General features: G+C 71.9%; 19 protein-coding genes. 9 read left to right on the top strand and 10 right to left on the bottom strand.

Annotated elements, in window-relative coordinates:
• Window positions 1-28: 28 nt before the first annotated feature.
• Together ACFYNU_RS07195 and ACFYNU_RS07200 are read right to left on the bottom strand one after the other, a co-directional pair.
• Window positions 29-298: a hypothetical protein gene (locus tag ACFYNU_RS07195; RefSeq protein WP_356584983.1), complete on the bottom strand. Its 270-nt coding sequence runs from the start codon at window positions 296-298 to the stop codon at window positions 29-31.
• Window positions 299-302: 4 nt separating this feature from the next.
• Window positions 303-1,025 carry a TetR/AcrR family transcriptional regulator gene (locus ACFYNU_RS07200; protein ID WP_356584984.1) on the bottom strand — a complete coding sequence of 241 codons (723 nt, stop codon included), beginning with the start codon at window positions 1,023-1,025 and terminating at the stop codon, window positions 303-305.
• Between the two features lie 374 nt (window positions 1,026-1,399).
• On the opposite strand from ACFYNU_RS07200, the gene ACFYNU_RS07205 reads away from it, so the two are divergent.
• From ACFYNU_RS07205 to ACFYNU_RS07215, 3 genes are read left to right on the top strand one after another with little or no spacing between them, the layout of a single operon-like run.
• Window positions 1,400-2,044, top strand: a complete 645-nt coding sequence (locus tag ACFYNU_RS07205; protein WP_356584985.1) for a hypothetical protein — start codon at window positions 1,400-1,402, stop codon at window positions 2,042-2,044.
• Window positions 2,041-2,730, top strand: a complete 690-nt coding sequence (locus ACFYNU_RS07210) for a class F sortase (RefSeq protein WP_356584986.1) — start codon at window positions 2,041-2,043, stop codon at window positions 2,728-2,730. Before ACFYNU_RS07205 ends, ACFYNU_RS07210 begins: the two co-directional genes overlap by 4 nt.
• Window positions 2,731-2,780: 50 nt before the next feature.
• Window positions 2,781-3,584: a GNAT family N-acetyltransferase gene (locus ACFYNU_RS07215; RefSeq protein ID WP_356584987.1), complete on the top strand. Its 804-nt coding sequence runs from the start codon at window positions 2,781-2,783 to the stop codon at window positions 3,582-3,584.
• Between the two features lie 21 nt (window positions 3,585-3,605).
• Here ACFYNU_RS07215 and ACFYNU_RS07220 read toward each other — a convergent pair whose 3' ends face one another.
• The 4 genes from ACFYNU_RS07220 to ACFYNU_RS07235 all read right to left on the bottom strand — a co-directional run bounded on the left by ACFYNU_RS07220 (window position 3,606) and on the right by ACFYNU_RS07235 (window position 7,276).
• Entirely contained in the window at window positions 3,606-4,373 is a 768-nt protein-coding gene (locus ACFYNU_RS07220) for an ABC transporter permease subunit (protein WP_356584988.1), read from the bottom strand.
• A complete protein-coding gene (locus ACFYNU_RS07225; RefSeq protein WP_356584989.1) occupies window positions 4,370-5,305 on the bottom strand; it encodes an ATP-binding cassette domain-containing protein in 936 nt (311 codons plus the stop codon). Before ACFYNU_RS07225 ends, ACFYNU_RS07220 begins: the two co-directional genes overlap by 4 nt.
• A gap of 88 nt (window positions 5,306-5,393) precedes the next feature.
• The gene (locus ACFYNU_RS07230; protein ID WP_356584990.1) at window positions 5,394-6,062 is read right to left on the bottom strand and encodes a response regulator transcription factor; all 669 of its coding nucleotides are present in this window, start codon (window positions 6,060-6,062) and stop codon (window positions 5,394-5,396) included.
• Entirely contained in the window at window positions 6,059-7,276 is a 1,218-nt protein-coding gene (locus tag ACFYNU_RS07235; RefSeq protein WP_356584991.1) for a histidine kinase, read from the bottom strand. The genes ACFYNU_RS07230 and ACFYNU_RS07235 overlap by 4 nt, the downstream gene beginning before the upstream one ends.
• Window positions 7,277-7,640: 364 nt before the next feature.
• Here ACFYNU_RS07235 and ACFYNU_RS07240 point away from each other — a divergent pair, with 364 nt between their 5' ends.
• Together ACFYNU_RS07240 and ACFYNU_RS07245 are read left to right on the top strand one after the other, a co-directional pair.
• Entirely contained in the window at window positions 7,641-7,844 is a 204-nt protein-coding gene (locus ACFYNU_RS07240; protein ID WP_014061102.1) for a cold-shock protein, read from the top strand.
• 378 nt (window positions 7,845-8,222) lie between these two features.
• Window positions 8,223-9,752: a DEAD/DEAH box helicase gene (locus tag ACFYNU_RS07245; RefSeq protein ID WP_356584992.1), complete on the top strand. Its 1,530-nt coding sequence runs from the start codon at window positions 8,223-8,225 to the stop codon at window positions 9,750-9,752.
• A gap of 77 nt (window positions 9,753-9,829) precedes the next feature.
• Here the strand turns inward: ACFYNU_RS07245 and ACFYNU_RS07250 are convergent, their stop codons facing one another.
• On the bottom strand, window positions 9,830-10,141 hold the full coding sequence (locus ACFYNU_RS07250; RefSeq protein ID WP_356584993.1) for an SCO5918 family protein: 312 nt from the start codon (window positions 10,139-10,141) through the stop codon (window positions 9,830-9,832).
• 297 nt (window positions 10,142-10,438) lie between these two features.
• Here ACFYNU_RS07250 and ACFYNU_RS07255 point away from each other — a divergent pair, with 297 nt between their 5' ends.
• On the top strand, window positions 10,439-10,756 hold the full coding sequence (locus tag ACFYNU_RS07255) for a hypothetical protein (RefSeq protein WP_356584994.1): 318 nt from the start codon (window positions 10,439-10,441) through the stop codon (window positions 10,754-10,756).
• A gap of 34 nt (window positions 10,757-10,790) precedes the next feature.
• Here ACFYNU_RS07255 and ACFYNU_RS07260 read toward each other — a convergent pair whose 3' ends face one another.
• The 3 genes from ACFYNU_RS07260 to ACFYNU_RS07270 all read right to left on the bottom strand — a co-directional run bounded on the left by ACFYNU_RS07260 (window position 10,791) and on the right by ACFYNU_RS07270 (window position 14,673).
• Window positions 10,791-11,456: an endonuclease gene (locus tag ACFYNU_RS07260; RefSeq protein ID WP_356584995.1), complete on the bottom strand. Its 666-nt coding sequence runs from the start codon at window positions 11,454-11,456 to the stop codon at window positions 10,791-10,793.
• A complete protein-coding gene (locus ACFYNU_RS07265; protein ID WP_356584996.1) occupies window positions 11,453-11,818 on the bottom strand; it encodes a hypothetical protein in 366 nt (121 codons plus the stop codon). The genes ACFYNU_RS07260 and ACFYNU_RS07265 overlap by 4 nt, the downstream gene beginning before the upstream one ends.
• Window positions 11,819-11,997: 179 nt before the next feature.
• On the bottom strand, window positions 11,998-14,673 hold the full coding sequence (locus tag ACFYNU_RS07270) for a SpoIIE family protein phosphatase (protein WP_356584997.1): 2,676 nt from the start codon (window positions 14,671-14,673) through the stop codon (window positions 11,998-12,000).
• A 178-nt stretch (window positions 14,674-14,851) separates the two neighbouring features.
• On the opposite strand from ACFYNU_RS07270, the gene ACFYNU_RS07275 reads away from it, so the two are divergent.
• From ACFYNU_RS07275 to ACFYNU_RS07285, 3 genes are all read left to right on the top strand, one after another.
• Window positions 14,852-17,083, top strand: coding sequence for a DUF6351 family protein (locus ACFYNU_RS07275; protein WP_356584998.1), 2,232 nt, complete (start codon window positions 14,852-14,854; stop codon window positions 17,081-17,083).
• A complete protein-coding gene (locus ACFYNU_RS07280) occupies window positions 17,080-17,928 on the top strand; it encodes an SMP-30/gluconolactonase/LRE family protein (RefSeq protein ID WP_356584999.1) in 849 nt (282 codons plus the stop codon). Before ACFYNU_RS07275 ends, ACFYNU_RS07280 begins: the two co-directional genes overlap by 4 nt.
• 89 nt (window positions 17,929-18,017) lie before the next feature.
• Window positions 18,018-19,805 (top strand): ABC transporter ATP-binding protein, encoded by a 1,788-nt coding sequence (locus ACFYNU_RS07285; protein ID WP_356585000.1) that lies wholly within the window; start codon window positions 18,018-18,020, stop codon window positions 19,803-19,805.
• The last annotated feature ends 11 nt before the right edge of the window (window positions 19,806-19,816 follow it).

The following is a 19,816-nucleotide window of genomic DNA, read 5'->3' on the forward strand; positions in this document are numbered from 1 at the left end:
CCGGCGGCGTAACCCGCTGAACTGCCGTTCAGCCGTCCCCGTCCGTACGGTCCCGGTCCCGCGCGGCCTGTTCCCTGGCCATCTCGCGGGCCCGCTGGAGCGCGGCCCTGGCCTGTCGCGCGGTCAGTACGGCGGCGAATTCGGAGCGCGCGATGTCCAGCACGACGTCGGCGTCGGCGGGCGGTTCCGGGTGGTTGCGCAGGGCGATGTCGGCGGCGGCCAGGGCGAGGATGTCGTCGTCGGGCGACGCGTCCGGCCGGGACATGCTCCGCATGACCTGGTGCCAGAGCCCGCTCATGCCCTCACACCCCCTCGTCCGCCCGTACGGGTCCGTCTCCCGGTGCCACGGAGCCGTCTCCCGGTGCCGTGGGATGGCCGATCGTGGCGAGCACATGCCGGACCATCTCGTCCGCCACGACCTCGCGGGGCAACACTCCGCCGCCCCGCGCCCAGTGCGCCATCAGCTCGTTGATGGCGCCGATCAGGGCGACCATCGCCAGGGTGTAGTCACGCGGCACCGCCTCGCCCCGCGCGACGGCCCGGTCCGCCTCGCCGGTCAGGAAGTCCGTCCAGAGGCTGCGCCAGACCACCCGGTGGTCCTCCACGGCGCGGTTCACTCCGATCACCTCGACGAAGGCGACCTGCGCGGACGCGAGGTCGGCGGTGACCGCGCCGACGTACGCGCGCACCAGCGCCGTCACCCGGGTCCGGGTGTCGGCCACGTCGAGTCCGGGGCCGTCGAGGGCGGCGAGCGTCGCCTCCATGCCGGCCCGCGCGACCTGGTTGTGCAGGGCGATCAGCAGGGACTCACGCCCGTCGAACTCCTGGTAGAACGCGCGGATCGACACATGCGCCGTGGCGCAGATGCGCTCGATCGAGGTGCCCACGTAACCGCGGGTCGTGAAGAGGTCGGTCGCCGTCGTCAGCAGCCGCTCACGGCGCAGTGCCCTGCGTGCGTGTCCGGTGCCGAAGTCCGCCCGGTGGGTCCCGTCCGCACCGCCGACGGGATCATCTGTCGATTCCATCCGCTCTCCCCGAATCACACCGTGCCCGAATCACGCCACGCACCTGTGGCGCGGTCACCGGTAAGAGTGCTTACCGAGCATGGCACGCGCCATGGGCCCGTCGGCCGGGTTTCGGTGAATTCCCCGAAGTCGTACGCCGTGAGGGCCGCGCCCCGCGCCGGTCCCGCCCCGCGCGCCCCGGCCACCACACCGGCCACAGGGACCGCGCCGTAACCCGAGTGCTCGTCCGGGTAACCCGTGTGGCCGCAGTGGCGGGCCCCCGGAGTGCGCTGACAATTCATCACTTCTAGCGTCGGGATCGCGGTGCGGCGCGTTCGGCAATTCCCGCCGTGGCGCCTTTGACGTACACGGGACGATCACCAGTGGGAGATCCGATGCGGCGCACGACAGGTACGGCCTTCGCGGCGGTCGCGGGCGCCGCGGTACTCGTTCTCGGAGCGGGGTCGCCCGTGTTCGCGGGTGACGAGGCCGAGTACGACTACAGCGTCTCCCCCGAGGCGATCGAGCCCGGCGGCGAGGTCACGGTCCGGACCGCCGGCTGCCGGGCGCCCACCGTGACCGTGTCGTCCGGGGTCTTCGAGACCGTCACCCTCGGCGAGGGTGAGGAGAAGTCGGCCAGGATCTTCGACGACGTGAAGCCTGAGGCGGAGTACGAGATCACCTTCGACTGCGACGGAGTGATCCGCTCGCTGCCGCTGATGATCAAGCCCGGCGGTCCCGGCAAGCCCGGCAAGCCCGGCAAGCCCGGAAAGCCGGAGAAGCCTGGAAAGCCACCCCACGCGGCCGAGCCGCCGGCGCCGTGGGAGCCGTCCCGGCCGGAGCCCCCGGAGCAGCGCCCGCACGAGCCACGCGAGCCGCACGAGGACGGCGCGCGCAAGGGCGTGAACGCCGGTATCGGTGGCAGCACCGACGGCGGGCCGAACACGGCGGGCCTGGCGGCCGGAGCGGCGGTCATCGCGGTCGCGGCCGGCGGCGCGGTCCACCTCGTCCGCACCCGGCCGGTGAACGGCTCCCGATGACGGAGACGGAACGGCTCAGGGCCTCCCGCTGGTCGACGGTCGTGCTGCTCCTGCTCGTGGGCATCTTCGTGGTGCGGCTCAGCGGCGAGGGCCCGGTCGTCCTCCCGCCACAGCCCGCGGGCGCCGACGCCGCCGGGTCCGACGGCGACCGGGACACCCGCCCGGACGCCGTGCCGATGCCGAGGCCGCTGGGCGCCGCGGCGCGGGCCGCGACGCCGCTGCCGGGGTCCACGGCGACCCGGATCCGTATCCCCTCGGTACGCGTCGACGCGCCGCTGACGCGGGTGTCGCTGGACCCCGACGGCTGGATCGACGCGCCGCCGCCCACCCGTCCCGGTCTGGCGGGCCACTTCCGGGGGTCGGTGACACCCGGCGAGCAGGGCACCTCGGTGATCGTCGGCCATGTGGACACCGCTCAAGGTCCCGCCGTCTTCTACGACTTGGGCCGGCTCACCACGGGCAGCCGCGTCGAGGTGACCCGCGCCGACGGCACCACGGCCGTCTTCACCGTCTACGGCGTCGAGGGTTTCGCCAAGCGGAACTTCCCGGCCGGGAACGTCTACCGCGCGACGGGCGCGCCGGAGCTGCGCCTGATCACCTGCGGCGGCGCGTTCACCGAGAAGACGGGGTATCAGGGCAATGTCGTCGCCTTCGCCCGGCTGACCGAGACCCGCAAGGCGGCCTGAGGCACCGAAACCCGGTTGCGGCGCGGCCGGCACCCCGTTGAAGTGTGCGGATGGACACCGAAGCCGTACGCGCGCTGTTCGACCGCCAGATGCGCCGGGAGGCCCCGGCCGACGGCCCCGGGGCCGTGGTCGAACGGGTCGGCGCAGTGGTCCGCCAGACGACCACCGCCGCCGGCGGACCGGGCGCGGTCGCCGACGGCGGCTGGAACGGTGTCCTCTGGTCGGACCTGGACGAGGACTCGGCGGATGCCGCGATCGCCGACCAGAAGCGTCATTTCACCTCCCTGAGCCTGGAGTTCGAGTGGAAGGTCTACTCCCACGACGGGCCCCGCGACCTCGCCCGCCGGCTCGTCGCGGCCGGGTTCGCGCCGGAGCCGCCGGAGACGCTGATGATCGCCGAGGCCGCGGCCCTGCCGGACGTGGTGGCGCTGCCCGACGGGGTGCGGCTGATCGCCGTGACCGACGCGGCGGGTGTGGAGCTGATGGCCGAGGTCCACGAGCAGGCCTTCGGTACGAACCGCTCGCACACCCGCGAGCGGCTGCTGGCCCAACTCGCCGCCGCCCCGGGGGACGTGGCGGCGGCCGTCGCCCTGGCCGGTGACCTGCCGGTGAGCGCGGCGCGGATGGAGCTGCCGCCCGGCACGGAGTTCGCCGGCCTCTGGGGCGGCGGCACCATCCCCGAGTGGCGCGGCCGGGGTCTGTACCGCGCGCTGGTCGCCTTCCGTACGCGGCTGGCCGCCGAGCGCGGCTACCGCTACATCCAGGTCGACGCTTCGAGCCAGAGCCGCCCCATCCTGCGGCGGCTGGGTTTCGAGGAGCTGAGCACGACCACGCCGTACGTCTTCACGCCCTGACCCACCGCGCCGGGGACGCGGTCAGACGTCGCGGCGGCGCAGCGCCCCGACGGCCACCAGCAGCAGCGCCCCCGTACAGCCCGCCACCAGCCACAGCGACGGCCAGGGCCCCAGACTGCCGACCGTCTCGGCCGTCGCGTCCGAGGTCTGGGTCAGCTTCTCCAGTGCGGCGGTCGGCGACAGACCGGCGATCCAGCGCCGCGCGCCCCCGAAGAGCGGACCGAAGAGGGACGGCAGCAGAAGCAGACCGATGACGGTCGTGACGGCGCCCGCCGCGTGCCGTACGAGCGTCCCGACCGCCAGGCCCAACAGCGCGGCGACGGCGAAGGAAGCCGCGACGACAAGGAGCGCGGGCAACGCCTCTCCGGCGGGGTGACTCGCGGGCAGCAGCACGCCGCCGATCGCCACCGCGAGCGAGCAGGAGACCAGGGCGATCACATACATCAGCCCGGCGACGAGTGTCGCCTTGGCGGCGACAACCGTGCCCCGGCCCGGGTTGGCCGCGAGGGTGGTGCGGATGGTGCCGCTGCCGTACTCGCCGGTGATCGTCATCGCGCCGACGACGGCGGCGAGCATCTGGGCGACGACGGACAGGGTGAGGCTGCCGCCGATGACCGTGTCGTCGTCCTGGAGGCTCCCGGTCGCGGCGACGAACACCGCCCCGGCGACCGGGACCACGGCGGTGGCGACCGTTGTCCACACAGTGGAGCGCACACTGCGGAACTTGATCCACTCGGCGGCGAGTGCCTGCCGGAATCCGGCCTTCGCGGCGAGGCGGTCGTGTCTCATCGGACCGCCTCCGCCCCGGCCGGGGCCGGCTCGGTGCGGTACTCGGCCGATTCGCCCGCCAGCGCCGTGTAGACCTCCTCCAACGTGGAGTGGACCGGGGTGAGTTCGTGGACGGCGAGACCGTGGTCGCGCGCCAGGTCGCCGATGGCCGTGGCGTCGGCGCCCGTCACCTGCCAACCGCCGCCGGGATCCAGCCGTACCTCCCACCCCCTGGCCGTCAGCAGCGCCCGTAGCTTCTCGGGTTCCGGGGAGCGGACGAGCGTGTGGGAGCGGGAGTTGGCGCGGATGAAGTCGCGCATCGTGGTGTCGGCGATGAGTCTGCCGCGGCCGATCACGATGAGATGGTCCGCGGTCAGTTCCATCTCGCTCATCAGATGGCTGGAGAGGAAGACCGTACGGCCCTGCGCGGCAAGGGACTTCATCAGTGTGCGGATCCAGCGGATGCCCTCGGTGTCGAGACCGTTGACCGGCTCGTCCAGGATGAGCACCTCGGGGTCACCGATCAGCGCGGCGGCGATCCCGAGCCGCTGGCCCATGCCGAGCGAGAAGCCCTTGGTCCGGGTACGGGCGGTGGCGGCGGGCAGGCCCACGAGATCGAGGACCGCGTCCACGCGCCGTCCCGGGATCCCGTTGCTCGCCGCGAGGGCGGCGAGATGCTGGTGGGCGGACCGGCCGCCGTGCACCCCCTTGGCGTCCAGGAGCGAGCCGACGGTACGCAGGGGTGCGGCGAGGTCCGCGTACCGCTTGCCCGAGACGGTGACGCGCCCGGCGGTCGGGCTGTCCAGGCCGAGGATTAGCCGCATGGTGGTCGACTTGCCCGCTCCGTTCGGGCCGAGAAAGCCCGTCACCCTGCCGGGTCGTACGGTGAACGACAGCCTGTCGACGGCGTTTCTGCCGCCGTATCGCTTGGTGAGTTCCGTTGCTTCGATCATGATTTCGACGCTACGGAGAGCGGCGCCGGCCGGCATCCGTCACCCGGAGTCGGTGGCTACTCCGGCGGGAGTAGCCGGCGCGGCGGTGTCAGCGCCCGCCCGCCCGCACCAGACCGGTCTCGTACGCGAGGACCACCAGTTGCGCCCTGTCCCGTACGCCGAGTTTGGTCATGGCCCGGCTGACATGGGTCTTGGCGGTCAGCGGGCTCATGATCAGCGCCCCGCCGATCTCGGCGTTGGTCAGACCGCGGGCGACCAGTGCCATCACCTCGCGTTCCCGGTCGGTGAGCGGGGCCAGCCGCTCCGCGCCGAGCGCCTCGGGCGCCTTGAGCCGGGCGAACTCCTCGACGACGGATCGGGTGACGGCCGGTGCCAGCAGGCTCTGCCCGGCGGCGACGGTCCGGATCGCCGCACGCAGGTCGTCGGGCTCGATGTCCTTGAGCAGAAACCCGGCCGCGCCGTGCCGCAGCGCCTCGAAGACATAGGAGTCGATCCGGTACGTGGTGAGCATGACGACGCGGATCGCGTCGAGCGCACGGTCCGCGGCGATCCGGCGGGTGGCCTCGATGCCGTCGATACCGGGCATCCGGATGTCCATCAGCACGACGTCCGGCCGGGTGGTCCGTACCGCCTCCACCGCTCTGACGCCGTCGGCGGCCTCGGCGACCACCACGAGGTCGTCGGTGAGATCGAGCAGCGCCCGGAACCCGGCGCGTACGACGGTCTGGTCGTCGGCCAGCACCACCCGCACGGTCATGACCGGCCTCCCGTCCGCCCGGAGCGCCGCACGGCGGGCAGCCAGGCGCGTACGAGAAAGCCGCCTCCCGGCACCGGTCCGTACTCCACACCGCCGCCCGCGGCGGTCGCGCGCTCCCGCATCCCGATCAGCCCGAACCCGCCACGCGCCTCGGACGCTCCGGTCCCTCCCGCTCCCCCGGCCGGTCCGTCGTCCGCGATCTCCACGGTCAGCCGGTCGTCGTGGCGGACGAGGGAGATGGCGGCGCGCCGGGCGCCGGAGTGTCTGACGACGTTGGTCAGGGCTTCCTGCACGATGCGGTAGACGGCGAGTTCGGCCATCGGCGACAGCCCGTCCAGCTCCCCCTCCCACCGCATCGCCAGCTCGACGCCACCGCCCTCGAAGCGCTCGACCAGTTCGGCGAGTCCGTCGATCCCGGGCACCGGGGCGCTGGGCTCGTCGTCGCGCTCGCGCAGCACCGTGACCGTCGCGCGCAGTTCGCGGACGGCCTCCTTGCCCGAGTCACGCACCTGGCGCAGCGCCTTCCTGGAGATCTCCGGCCGCGCGTCGAGAGCGTCCAGCGCCACGCCGGCCTGCACGGTCATCGCCGTCACCGTGTGGGCGACGATGTCGTGCAGTTCGCGGGCGATACGTACCCGCTCCTCGTGGACGCGACGCTCGGCCTCCCGCTCGCGGTCCTCCTCCGCGCGGGCCGCCCTCGCCTCGTACTCACGCAGCAACTCCCGCCGGGTACGGACCGCTTCGCCGAGCAGCAGGGGTACGAGCGGCCAGAGCATCTCCAGCACCGGCAGCCCCTGCGGATTGGCCACGTCGTGCCCCACCCGCAGCGCCACGGCGCCCGACACGGTGGCGGCCACGGCCCCGGTCCACACGGTGCGCCGCCGGTCGCCCCGGACCGCGACCGTGTACAGCGCGACGATCACCGGCAGGTTCAGCAGTTCCCCGATGTGCCCGTACAGCGCCCAGCCGGCGCAGGCGGCCCCCGTGACCACGACGACCGGCACGGGCCTGCGGCGTCTCGCGACCAGCGCGAGGACCGAGACGGCGACGAGCAGCCAGGTGAACCAGTCGGCCTGCCGGTACTCGGGATCGTTGACAGCGGCGTCGGCCGCCGTGAAGACGGCCACGCCCGCCGCCACCAGCAGATCGACGGCGAGCGGGGGCACCGCCCCGACGCGCGGAAGCAGGCGTTCGAAGGTCGTCTCCCGGTTCACGCCGTTCACGCTAAGCGGGTCCGCCGAGCCGCGTATACGCCCGTGGGAGTAGCCGAGGAGTGAAGAACCGGAGAATATTCCCGGATCGCGGCCCGCGAAAAATTCTCCGGCGGCCCGGTCGATTTTCCGGTGCGCCGCCCGGGATCGCCAAGACGTCCCGTACTCGACCGCATGCACCGTGCTACTGTAGTCGTCAGTTGCAGTTGTGGTTCCCGAAGACTTCAAGTGCTCTCGCCGACTTTATGTGTCGGTGGGCGCGCTTTTGTATTTCCGGTGATTTTCTCCGGACGGGGTAATCATTTAAGGCGACGTGGGGTTCGCACAGTGCGAGCCCCCGGGCAGCATTGCCCTGAAGGAGATCAAAATGGCTAGTGGCACCGTCAAGTGGTTCAACGCGGAAAAGGGTTTCGGCTTCATCGAGCAGGACGGCGGCGGCGCTGACGTCTTCGCCCACTACTCGAACATCGCCGCCCAGGGCTTCCGTGAGCTGCAGGAGGGCCAGAAGGTGAACTTCGACGTCACGCAGGGCCAGAAGGGCCCGCAGGCGGAGAACATCGTTCCCGCCTGACGCTGAGGCGTAAGACGTAGCTGGGGCCCGCACCTTGCGATGCGGGCCCCGGCTACGTTGCTTTTTCTCCGGGGCCCGCCCGGTGCGCGTGACACATTGACGTGTGGCGCGGGACCAGGTTTCTCCTCGCCGTCCTGACGGCCGGCCGGCACATCTTCGGCGATGCCGGCCCCGCACCGGACTGCCGGGCCCCCGTACTCCCGGCGACCTGGTCGCCTACGCTCGGTCGATTCCGAGCATTTCCACGTGTCGGTTCCGGCGTTCCCACGCCCCGGCGCGGTTCTGTTTTTGTTTTCCCCCGGCTCGTTCTTGCGATTCTTTGCGCGGTCATTCTGCTCAAGAGTTCCTCGATACGTGCCGCATCGAGAGAGGTTCAGCATGAACCGCACACCTCGCACGAACGACCGCTACTCACGTACCCGCTCCGGCGCCTCCGGCGGAGGCGGCAGCCGCTTCCGTCCGCAGTCGTCGGGCTCGGGCCGGTCGGGCTCCTCGGGCCGGTCGGGCGGCTACGGCCGGCGGCCCGCCGCCGTGCAGGGCGAGTTCGCCCTGCCGGTCACCATCACGCCCGCCCTCCCCGCGGTCGCGACCTTCGCCGAGCTGGACATGCCGTCGCCGGTGATGACGACGCTCGCCGGTCTCGGGGTCGTCGAGCCGTTCCCGATCCAGGGGGCGACGCTGCCCAACTCGCTCGCGGGACGCGATGTCCTCGGCCGGGGCCGTACCGGCTCCGGCAAGACCCTCGCCTTCGGTCTGGCGCTGCTCGTCCGCACCGCCGGACAGCGCGCCCAGCCGAAGCAGCCGCTGGCGCTCGTTCTCGTACCCACCCGTGAGCTGGCCCAGCAGGTCACCGACGCGCTCACCCCGTACGCCCGGTCGCTGAAGCTGCGGCTGGCCACCGTCGTCGGCGGTATGTCGATCGGCCGGCAGGCCGGCGCGCTGCGCGGCGGCGCCGAGGTCGTCGTGGCGACCCCGGGCCGGCTCAAGGACCTCATCGAGCGCGGCGACTGCCGGCTGGACCGGGTCGCCATCACCGTCCTCGACGAGGCCGACCAGATGGCCGACATGGGCTTCATGCCGCAGGTCACCGAACTGCTCGACCAGGTGCGGACCGAGGGCCAGCGGATGCTGTTCTCGGCGACGCTGGACCGCAATGTCGACCTGCTGGTCCGCCGCTATCTGAACGACCCGGTGGTGCACTCCGTCGACGCCGCCGTCGGCACGGTCACCACCATGGAGCACCACGTCCTGCATGTGCAGAACGCCGACAAGTACGCGACCACCACGGAGATCGCGGCGCGTGACGGCCGGGTGCTGATGTTCCTGGACACCAAGCACGCCGTCGACCGGCTGACCGAGCACCTGCTGAACAGTGGCGTACGCGCCGCAGCGCTGCACGGTGGCAAGTCACAGCCGCAGCGCACCAGGACGCTCGCCCGGTTCAAGACGGGGCATGTCACGGTGCTGGTGGCGACGAACGTCGCGGCGCGCGGCATCCACATCGACAATCTCGACCTCGTCGTGAACGTCGACCCGCCGAGCGACCACAAGGACTATCTGCACCGTGGCGGGCGCACCGCGCGCGCCGGGGAGTCGGGCAGCGTCGTCACGCTCGTCCTGCCCAACCAGCGTCGCGACATGACGCGTCTGATGGCCGACGCGGGCATCGTCCCGCAGATCGCGCAGGTCCGCTCCGGCGAGGCCGAGCTGAGCCGGATCACCGGGGCGCAGGCGCCGTCGGGCGTTCCCGTGGTCATCTCCACGCCCGTCTCGGAGCGCGCCAAGAGCGGTTCGGGCAGCCGTGGCCGCAGCCGTCCGGCGCAGGGCCGCAGGTCGTCGGGTTCGGGTGCCTCGCAGGGCCGGTCGGGCGGCGTACGCCAGTCGTCGTCGCGCAGCTGGTCCGCGTAGCCTCCACGCACGCGAAGGGCCCCGTCACCGGGTGGTGACGGGGCCCTTCGCGTATGTCGTGGTCCGTGCGGGGCCGGTCAGCCCTGGGCGGCGGGGGTGCCGAGCATCGCCGACGCCGTCTCCAGCGGGCTGGGCTCCACCACGGGGGCGGGGACGGGGACGCTGCGGCAGGTGAAGCCGAGCCGGGTCAGCGCACGGGTGACCTCGGCGGCGGAGAAGTCCCGGCGGTCCTGGCGCGTGATGACCTCGCCCACCTGCTTCACCGGGTACGTACGGCGGCTGATGACGACGGACTCACCCGTGATCGGCTCGGGCTTGATGCCCTTCATCGCCTGCTGCACCTCGCTCTTGACCAGTTCGAAGGGGAAGCGGGCGATGACGCAGCGCATAGTGCCTCGGCAGGGAGAAGGGGAGAAGCGGAGACTCCAGCATCCCACACGAAACCATGGCCCGGAAGCGAAACCTCCCCCGCCTGCCTGGGCAGATGTTCGTGGAGCATAAGTGCGCGCCGGATTCCGATTCGCGGAAGTGGACGCGCGAATCACCGGCCGGCGGTGGATCCGCCGGGGGCGATCCGGACGGCGATCCGCAACCGGGAGGTGATCGGCACGGAAAACCGGGCAGGTCACAGGGTGGGGCGCGAAGCCCACCCCGTACCGCGGGGGCCGTCAACGCCAGGAGTTCGCATGACCGCGTACGTCATCACTGTCCCGGGCACTTTCCTGCGCACGCTCGACGCCGACTCCCGCGCGGCGCTGCTGCGGGGGCTGCGGCCCGCGGACCCGCAGCACACAGCTCTGGGTGAGGCCGAGGACCTGGACATGCTGACGGTCCACGAGGGCGGCACGTTCAGCATCAGGCTGGAGATCGAGGCCGACAACAAACGGGCCGCCGAGACGGAGGCGAAGCGGGTGGCGGGCGCCGCGCTCACGGGGGCGGGTTTCTCGGCGGACGAGGCGCCGCTGGGCCCGGCGTTCGTGACGGGTATCGACAGCGAGTACTGACCGCTCACGGCGCGGACCGACGGCGTGGCACGCCCTATGCCGCGGAGCGGGTGTCGCGTCGTGCCTCGCGCAGGCATTCCTCGGCGAGGTCGTCGTCCAGCGAGGCGCGTACGAGCGCGGCGGCCAGGGCGGCGGGGCCCGCGTCACCGGCGAGCCGGGTGAGCGCCGCGCCGTCGGTGCCGAGGCCGAGCCGTTCCGCGCCGCGCAGCGCCTTGGTGTCGAAGTAGGGCACCGCCTCGGGCCACACCGCCTGGACCTCGCGCAGGAAGATGTCCGCCCCGGTGGGGCCGATGCCCGGCAGGTCCTGGAGCAGATGGCGCAGGACCGGCACGTCGCCGTCGGCCTCCGCGCGCATCCGGCGCGGGTCGGCGTGCCAGCGCCGGATCAACAGATGGGCGCCGTCGGCGAGTTGGGTGGCGGTGCTCTCGTCGTAACGCCGGTAGCCGCCCCGGTCGAGGGCGTCGACACGCTGCTGCCAGGTCGCGCCGACCATCCGGCGCGGGTTGCGCAGGCCCGCCTCGTCGAGGGCGCGCGCCGTGGCGACGGCGACGCCGGCCCGGATGGGGGCGCTCAACAGGAGGGCGAGGACGAGGAGTTGGTAGAGGGGCTGCGGAGTGTCACGCAGCCGGATGCCGGCGTCCTCGGCGTACGTGCTGCCGTGGGAGCGGAGCAGTGCGGCTACGACGGCGCGTTGTGTCATCGGAACCTCAGGGGGGTCGTCCGCGCGCCGCGCGGGGGGCCGGTGTTGGTGCGGCCGACGGGCCGCGGGGGGCCGTAGGCGCGGCGCCGGGCGGCGCGGCGGGCGGCGTCGGCACGGGCCTGGGCGATGCGGATCTCGTTTTCCCGGCTGCCTTCGGCCGGTTCGACGTCGGTTTGTTCGAGGTCGGTTCGTTCGTCGTCGGCTTGTCCGTCGGTGGCGGCGGGAGGGGTGTCCGGGTCGGCCGGCAGTGGTGCTCGCAGATGGGGCAGCAGGAATTCCTCCATACGTCCGAGCGCCACCGTGACCAGCAGCATCAGCGCCGGAAATGAGAGGGATATCAGTACGGTCGGCCACAGCCCCATAACCCAGTCCCTTTCTCTTCCCAGCCTGAGCTTGGAATTGAGCGGTCTGTTGGAGTTCACTCCGGCGTGCCTGATTCGCACCCTTCATGAAGCCTATGGCGTCCGCACGGACCTCGCTCGTCGGCTCCCGTACGGCCGAATCCAGCTTGACAAACGACGGAAATGGCCCGAATGGGGGATCAGTCGCCCAGGAGCGGCTGTTCGGTCCAGATGACCTTGCCCTGGGCGCTGTAGCGGGTCCCCCAGCGCTCCGCGAACTGGGCGACGAGGAAGAGTCCGCGGCCCCCCTCGTCGGTGCCGGCGGCCTGCCGCAGATGCGGTGAGGTGCTGCTGTGGTCGGAGACCTCGCAGATCAGGCTGCGGTCACGGATCAGCCGGACGCGGATGGGCCCGGAGGCGTAGCGGATGGCGTTGGTGACCAGTTCGCTGAGGATCAGCTCGGTGGTGAACGCCTCTTCGACCAGGCCCCATTCGGTCAGCTTGCGTGTGACGTCCGCCCGTAGCCTGCCGACCGCCGCGGGGTCGGCGGGGATCTCCCAGTCGGCGACGTGCGCGCCGTCCAGTACGCGGGTGCGGGCGACCAGCAGGGCGATGTCGTCGCGCGGGTGCTCGGGCAGGAGCGCCTGGAGGACCGCGTCGCACGCCTGCTCCGGGGTCCGCCCGGCCTGTCCGGCGAGCGTACGGCGCAGCAGCGACAGGCCCTCGTCGATGTCCCGGTGGCGGTCCTCGACGAGTCCGTCGGTGTACATCACCAGTCGGCTGTTCTCCGGCAGGTGGACCTCAAGGGTTTCGAAGGGCAGTCCGCCGAGTCCCAGTGGCGGGCCGCCGGGAACCTCGGCGAAGGCGGCCGTGCCGTCCTCGTGGATGAGGACGGGCTGGAGGTGGCCCGCCCGGGCCATGGTGCAGTTCCCGGAGACCGGGTCGTAGATCGCGTACAGGCAGGTGACGCCGGTGACTCCGGCGTCGGCCCCGTCGACGGCCTCGTCCTGGTCGATACGGGCGACGAGTTCGTCCAGGTGCCACAGGAGTTCGTCGGGCGGCAGGTCCAGCGTGGAGAAGTTGTGGACGGCGGTACGCAGCCGGCCCATGGTGGCGGCGGCGTGCAGGCCGTGGCCGACGACGTCTCCGACGACGAGCGCCACGCGGGCGCCGGGCAGCGGGATGATGTCGAACCAGTCGCCGCCGACGCCGCCGAGACCGCCGAGACCGGCCTGGGCGGGCAGATAGCGGTAGGCGACGTCGATGGCGTTCTGGTCGGGGAGGCCGCGCGGGAGCAGGCTGCGCTGGAGCGTGACGGCCATGGTGTGCTCACGGGAGTAGCGGCGGGCGTTGTCGACGCTGACAGCCGCCCTGGCGACCAGCTCCTCGGCGACGGACAGGTCCTCGCTCTCGAACGCCTCGGGCGTCGCGGACCGCCAGAAGGTGGCGACGCCGAGGGTGACGCCCCGTGCCCGCATCGGGACGGTGATCATCGAGTGAATGCCCTCTTCGTCCACGAGCTTCCTGGCGCGGTCGGGCTGCTGTTTGTGCCAGCCGGAGAACGCGGCGAGGTCGGGGACCAGGATGGGCTCGCCGTTGACGACGGCGTCGCTCATCGGCGTGCCCGGGGCGAAGTGGATCAGTTCGCCGAGCGGGTAGAGCGAGGTGTCCTCGTCGAGGCCGCTGTAGGCGGTGCGGCGCATGTCCAGCACCACGGTGGTGGGCTCCTCGCCGCGCAGGACGGCCTCGGCCAGGTCGACGGTGGCGAAGTCGGCGAAGTTGGCGGCGGCGAACTCGGTCAGCTCCTCGCAGGTCCGGGCCACGTCCAGGGTGGTACCGATCTCCGATCCGGCGTCGTACAGCAGCCGCAGGCGCCCCTGGGCCACATCGGCCTTCCCGGTGAGCGCCTGGAGTTCGGTGGTGTCACGCAGGGTGGTCACGGACCCGGGCGGGCCGCCGTCCTGGTCGGTGGGGCGCTGGCTGATGGCGAGCAGCCGGTCGCCGACGGGATGGACCTCGTCGGTCGCGGTCCGCCCGGAGCCCAGCAGTGTCCCGGTGCCCGGGTCCAGACCCAGTTCGGTGACGGGGCGGCCCTCGATGTCGGCCGGCAGGTCGAGCAGTCTGCGGGCCTCGTCGTTGGCGAGCAGCAGTGTGCCGTCGCCGCCGGCGATGACCACCCCTTCGCGTACGGCGTGCAGAACCGCGTCGTGGTGCTCGTACATCCGGGTCATCTCGGACGGTCCGAGCCCGTGTGTCTGGCGGCGCAGCCGGCGGCTCACCAGGGCCGTACCGCCCATGGTCAGCAGGAGCACGCCGCCCGCGGCCCCGAACAGCAGCGGGAACTCGTCCTCCACGACGGAGCTGACGCGTTTGATGGTGATGCCCGCTGAGACCATCCCGACGACCTTGCCGCTCGCGTCGAAGATGGGGACGACGGCCTGGATGAGCGGGCCGATGGTGCCGGTGATCTTCTCGGTGATGACATGCCCCTGGAGGGCGGGCTTGAGATTGCCGACGAACTTCTTCCCGACCCGGTCGGGAATGGGGTGGGTGTAGCGGATTCCCTGGGTGTTGAGGACGACGATGAAGTCCACGCCCGAGCGTTCCCTGGCCTGCTCTGCGGGTCTGCGCAGGACCTCGGCGGGATTGGGGTTCTTGAGCGCCGCCTGGATGCCCGGCGAGTTCGCGAAGGTCTCGGCCACGGCGACGGAGCGGTTTCGCGCCTCCCGGTCGCTGTCCGTACGGCCCTGGAGTACGAGCGCGGTGGAGGCGGCGGCGACGAGCAGTACGACGATCGCCACCTGAAGGAGAAAGACCTGGCCTGCGACTGTTCTCAACTTCAGAACCGAACGCCGGCGGCCGTCGCGTCCCGCCATGACCCCTTTCTACACCCCTCCCCCGGGGTGGGCGAGCCACGAAGCAGGTACGTGGTCTTGACCCGGCACCGCGCCGCATGAACCATTCTGCGGGTCCAGGAGTGATCTGGAGTGAAGTGGAGTGAGACGAGTATGCACCGGCCGGGGCGGCCGGTGTACCGATCTTGGGGGTTCATCGGTGTCCCGTCGGCCTGTCCTCGCCATCGCGCTCGCCGCCGGCGCGTTGCTGCTGACCTCTCTGCCCAGTGCCGCCGCGCAGCCGCCGGGTGGGGACGGCGCGCGGGCCGGCGGCGAGCGGCTCACCCTCGACACGCTCTCCACCCGGCCCGACGTGGTCACCGGTGGGGACGTGCTGGTGCGCGTCGGCGTTCCGCGGGGCGTGGATCCCGACGATGTACGCGTCGCCCGCGACGGTACGGACGTCACGTCGGCGTTCACGGCCGCGGACTCCGCGCCGGGGACCCTGACGGGACTGGTGACGTCGCTGCGCGCGGACGGCAGCCGGCTGGTCGCGACCGTACCCGGCAGGCCCGGCGCGCGGACCGCCATCGAGGTGCGCGACCATCCGTCGACCGGCCCGGTCATCAGCGGTCCGCACGAGCGGCCCTTCGTGTGCGGTACGGAGTCGTTCAAGCTGGTCGACGGGTCCACGCTGGGGCCGCCGCTGGACGAGGACTGCTCGATCGCGACCCGGGTCGACCACGCGTACCGCTCCACCGACGGCAGTGTGAAGCCGCTGGCCGATCCGGCGAGCCGTCCGGCGGACCTGGCGACGACGACCACGACCACGGGCGCGCGGGTGCCGTTCCTCATCCGGATCGAGACGGGCACGCTCAACCGGGGCGTCTACCAGATCTCCATGCTGGCCGACCCCGCCGCGCCCGGGCCGACCCGGGCGCGGCCCGCCGAGGGGTGGAACGGGCGCCTGATGTACACGTTCGGCGGCGGCTGCCGGGGTGGCTGGTACACGCAGGGCGCGGACACCGGCGGCGTGCTGGACACCGAGATGCTGGGGCGCGGGTACGCCGTGGCCTCGTCGTCCCTGAACGTCTTCGGCAACAACTGCAACGACCTGCTGGCGTCCGAGACCACGATGATGGTCAAGGAGCACTTCGTGGAGCGGTATGGCGTCCCGCGCTTCACCATCGGCTGGGGATGCTCCGGCGGCTCGTACCAGAGCTATCAGATCGCCGACAACTACCCGGGGCTGCTCGACGGCATCATCGTCGGGTGCAGTTTCCCCGACGTGACGTCGGCGACCAACACCACGCTGCTGGACTCCCGGGTGCTGGACCACTACTTCACCGCCACGGCGCCGGGCGAGTTCAGCGCCGGGCAGCAGACCGCCGTCGCCGGGTTCCGGGAGCGGGCGAGCATCCCGAATCTGAGCGACGGCGCGAAGCGCCTGGACCCGGACGCGGAGTTCCCCGCCGCGCTGCCCGCGGACCAGCGCTACGACGCGAACGCCAACCCCGACGGGGCGCGTGGCACGGTCTTCGACCACACCGTGAACGTGTACGGGACCGACCGCCGTACCGGCGCCGCGCTGCGCCCGCTGGACAACGCCGGTGTGCAGTACGGCCTGGACGCGCTGAACGAGGGCGCCATCGACAAGCGGCAGTTCATCGACCTCAACTCCCGGGTGGGGGGCATCGACCGCGACGCCGAGTTCACCGCGGGGCGCACGGTGGCCGACCGTACGGCGACCGAGGCGGCGTACGGGACGGGCCGCATCCTGTGGGGCGGCGCCGGGCTGGCCACCACGCCGGTCATCGACCACCGCTCGTACACCGACGATCTGCCGGGCGGCGACATCCATATGGCGGTGCACGGGTTCTCCACCCGCGCCCGGCTGCTCGCCGCCAACGGCCACGCGGACAACCAGGTGATGCTCGCCGAGGACAACCGCCACGGGTTCTCTCTCAAGAGCCCCGCGCTGCGGCACGCGCTCACCGGGATGGACACCTGGCTGACCTCGCTGACGGCACGCTCCCCACGGGAGGGGTGGACGGCGCGGGACGTCGTCGCGCGGAAGCCGGCGGGGCTGACCGACGCGTGCTGGACCAAGGACGCGGAACCCCGGAAGATCGAGCAGCGGCTCGGCTACGACAACGCCGGTGAGTGCGGGGCGCTCTACCCGGCGTTCCCGACGCCGAGGCTGGTCGCCGGGGCGCCGCTCGCGGACGACGTGATCGCGTGCCGGCGCAAGGCGGTCGATCCGGCCGACTACGCGGTGACGTTCACCGGCGGTGAACTCCGGCAGCTGCGCGCGGTGTTCCCGGGCGGGGTCTGCGACTGGAGCAGGAGCGGTGCGGGGCAGCGTCCGCACGGGGGCACCTGGCAGTCGGTCGGGAACGGCGACGGCAACGGCAACGGCAACGGGTACCGCAGCGGAGACGGGGCGCGATGATCGAGGTCGCCGTACGGGCCGGGGCGAAGCTCGGCGAGGGACCCGTCTGGGACCCCGCGACGGGACGGCTGCTGTGGGTGGACATCCTCTCCTCGCGGATCCACACCTTCGATCCGGCCGACGGCCGCCGTACGACCCTGGCCACCGAGCAGCATGTCGGCGCCGCGCTGCCCCGGGCCGGGGGCGGTCTGGTGGTCAACCTCCGTGACGGCGTTGGTCTGTACGGCCCCGGCGGCGACTTCGGCTGGCTGGTGCGTGACCCGGTGCCCGGCCGCCGGGGCAACGACGCGGCCGTCGCGCCCGACGGGGCGCTGTGGGCGGGCAGCATGCGCTACGACGAGGCACCGGGCGGCGGGACGCTGATCCGGGTGGCGCCGGACGGTGCCGTCACCGACACCCGCCCCGTCACGGTCGGCAACGGCACCGGGTGGAGTCCGGACGGGCGGACGATGTACTACGTCGACACCCCCACCGGGCGTGTCGACCGGTTCCGCGCCGACGTCCACTCCCCCGGCGAACCGCTCATCGACCAGGGTCCGTTGGTGACGTTCGAGCCCGGCGCAGGACACCCGGACGGGCTGACCGTCGACGCGGACGGCTGTGTCTGGGTCGCGCTATGGGACGGCGCCGCGATCCGCCGCTACACGCCGGACGGCGCGCTGGACCGTACCGTCGAACTGCCCGTACCGCGCCCCACTTCCTGCGCGTTCGGCGGCCCGGAGCTACGAGACCTGTACATCACCACCGCCCGCGTGGGGATCGTCGACCCGCACCCACTCACCGGTTCGCTCCTCGTCCTGCCGGACGCGGGACAGGGCGTCCCCGGCACCCCGTTCGCCGGCTGAGCCGGGCGAACGGGGGCGGCGCGGACGGCGGGTGAGCCCGGCAGAAAACGGGGTTGCAGGGCCCGCGCGGCGCGGGATTTGCTTGGCACATGCAGCGACCGGTCTCCACCACCCCGTCATCTGCCGCGCTCGACCACCGCTACCGGGGTGAGCATCCCGTACGGACCCTCGGCTATCTCTTCCGTCCCGACCTCCCCCGACTCGCGCTCGCCGTCCTCGCGTTCATCGGCAAGCACAGCCCGATCTGGCTGCTTCCCCTCATCACCGCCAACATCATCGACACCGTCGTCCAGCACGGTCCCGAATCCGATATCTGGCTCAACGCGGGCGTGCTGCTCGTGGTTCTGCTGCTCAACCTCCCGCTGCATCTGCTCTATGTGCGCTGTCTGGCGGGCAGCGTACGGCGCGTGGGCATGGCGCTGCGCGACGCGCTGTGCCGCCGTATGCAGCAGCTCTCGATCGGCTACCACTCGCGGGTGAGCGCCGGCGTCCTCCAGGCCAAGGTGGTCAGGGACGTGGAGACGGTCGAGCAAATGGTGCAGCAGTCCTCGGACATGGGGCTGGCCGCCGTCGTCACGCTCATCGGCGGTCTGGTCGTGATCGGTGTGCGCGTACCGTCGTTCCTCCCCGTCTTCCTGCTCGTCGTGCCCGCCGCCGGTTTCCTGATCGTGCGACTGCGCGGCCGGCTCCGGAGTCACAACGCGGCGTTCCGCAGTGAGGTGGAGCGCATGTCGTCCCGGGTCAGTGAGATGACGTCGCTGATCCCGATCACCCGCGCGCACGGTCTGGAGGGCGCGGCGATGGTCCGTATCGACGGCTCGCTGCGACAGGTCCTGGCGGCCGGGGTGCGGCTCGATCTGCTCAACGGGCGCTTCGGGGCGCTCGCGTGGATCCTGCTGAACTCACTGGGTGTGGTGTGTCTCGCGGGCTCGGCGCTCGTGGCGTACCACGGCCTGCTGCCCATCACGGCGGGCGACGTCGTCATGCTGAGCGCCTTCTTCACCACCCTGACCAGCTCCATGGTGACGTTGCTGGGCCTGGCGCCCGTCATCAGCAAGGGACTTGAGTCCGTGCGGTCGGCGGGTGAGGTGCTCGAGGCTCCCGACCTCGAGAGCAACGCGGGCAAGGAGCAGGTCGGTTCGGTCACCGGGCGCATCGACTTCCAGGACGTGGGGTTCCGGTACGACGGCTCGCCCGACACCGCCGTGACGGGCTTCACCCTCTCGGCCCGGCCCGGCCAGACCATCGCCCTGGTCGGCGCGTCCGGCGCGGGCAAGTCGACCGTGCTCAACCTCCTCATCGGCTTCATCCGCCCCACGGAGGGCCGCATCCTGCTGGACGGCACGGACATGGCGACCCTCGATCTGCGCAGCTACCGCCGGTTCCTGTCCGTCGTACCGCAGGAGTCGATCCTCTTCGAGGGCACGATCCGCGAGAACGTCACCTACGGGCTCGACGGCATGGACGAGGCGACGGTGCGGCGGGCGCTGCGGGACGCGAACGCCCTCGAATTCGTCGACCGGCTGCCGGACGGCCTCGACACCGTCGTCGGCCAGCGCGGCGCCCGCCTCTCCGGTGGCCAGAAGCAGCGGCTCGCCATCGCCCGCGCGCTCATACGCGACCCCCGGGTGCTGGTCCTGGACGAGGCCACGTCCGCGCTCGACAACCGCTCGGAGGCGCTGGTGCAGGAGGCGCTGGCGCGGCTGGTCGACGGCCGCACCGTCTTCGTCGTCGCCCACCGGCTCTCCACCATCCGGGGCGCGGACCGCATCGTGGTGATGGAACACGGCCGGATCGCGGAGGTCGGCACGCACGAGGCGCTGATGACGAGCGGCGGCGTGTACGCCGGCCTCCAGCCGGCGCACCGCGCTTCCTGAGGCGTACGAGA

The organism is Streptomyces sp. NPDC006643, assembly GCF_042870175.1.
In the GTDB taxonomy this organism is placed as follows: domain Bacteria; phylum Actinomycetota; class Actinomycetes; order Streptomycetales; family Streptomycetaceae; genus Streptomyces.

Excerpts from the sequence above, each read along its gene's own strand:
- ACFYNU_RS07195 (WP_356584983.1), bottom strand. The coding sequence starts at position 298 with ATGAGCGGGCTCTGGCACCAGGTCATGCGGAGCATGTCCCGGCCGGAC.
- ACFYNU_RS07200 (WP_356584984.1), bottom strand. The coding sequence starts at position 1,025 with ATGGAATCGACAGATGATCCCGTCGGCGGTGCGGACGGGACCCACCGG.
- ACFYNU_RS07205 (WP_356584985.1), top strand. The coding sequence starts at position 1,400 with ATGCGGCGCACGACAGGTACGGCCTTCGCGGCGGTCGCGGGCGCCGCG.
- ACFYNU_RS07210 (WP_356584986.1), top strand. The coding sequence starts at position 2,041 with ATGACGGAGACGGAACGGCTCAGGGCCTCCCGCTGGTCGACGGTCGTG.
- ACFYNU_RS07215 (WP_356584987.1), top strand. The coding sequence starts at position 2,781 with ATGGACACCGAAGCCGTACGCGCGCTGTTCGACCGCCAGATGCGCCGG.
- ACFYNU_RS07220 (WP_356584988.1), bottom strand. The coding sequence starts at position 4,373 with ATGAGACACGACCGCCTCGCCGCGAAGGCCGGATTCCGGCAGGCACTC.
- ACFYNU_RS07225 (WP_356584989.1), bottom strand. The coding sequence starts at position 5,305 with ATGATCGAAGCAACGGAACTCACCAAGCGATACGGCGGCAGAAACGCC.
- ACFYNU_RS07230 (WP_356584990.1), bottom strand. The coding sequence starts at position 6,062 with ATGACCGTGCGGGTGGTGCTGGCCGACGACCAGACCGTCGTACGCGCC.
- ACFYNU_RS07240 (WP_014061102.1), top strand. The coding sequence starts at position 7,641 with ATGGCTAGTGGCACCGTCAAGTGGTTCAACGCGGAAAAGGGTTTCGGC.
- ACFYNU_RS07245 (WP_356584992.1), top strand. The coding sequence starts at position 8,223 with ATGAACCGCACACCTCGCACGAACGACCGCTACTCACGTACCCGCTCC.
- ACFYNU_RS07250 (WP_356584993.1), bottom strand. The coding sequence starts at position 10,141 with ATGCGCTGCGTCATCGCCCGCTTCCCCTTCGAACTGGTCAAGAGCGAG.
- ACFYNU_RS07255 (WP_356584994.1), top strand. The coding sequence starts at position 10,439 with ATGACCGCGTACGTCATCACTGTCCCGGGCACTTTCCTGCGCACGCTC.
- ACFYNU_RS07260 (WP_356584995.1), bottom strand. The coding sequence starts at position 11,456 with ATGACACAACGCGCCGTCGTAGCCGCACTGCTCCGCTCCCACGGCAGC.
- ACFYNU_RS07265 (WP_356584996.1), bottom strand. The coding sequence starts at position 11,818 with ATGGGGCTGTGGCCGACCGTACTGATATCCCTCTCATTTCCGGCGCTG.
- ACFYNU_RS07270 (WP_356584997.1), bottom strand. The coding sequence starts at position 14,673 with ATGGCGGGACGCGACGGCCGCCGGCGTTCGGTTCTGAAGTTGAGAACA.
- ACFYNU_RS07280 (WP_356584999.1), top strand. The coding sequence starts at position 17,080 with ATGATCGAGGTCGCCGTACGGGCCGGGGCGAAGCTCGGCGAGGGACCC.
- ACFYNU_RS07285 (WP_356585000.1), top strand. The coding sequence starts at position 18,018 with ATGCAGCGACCGGTCTCCACCACCCCGTCATCTGCCGCGCTCGACCAC.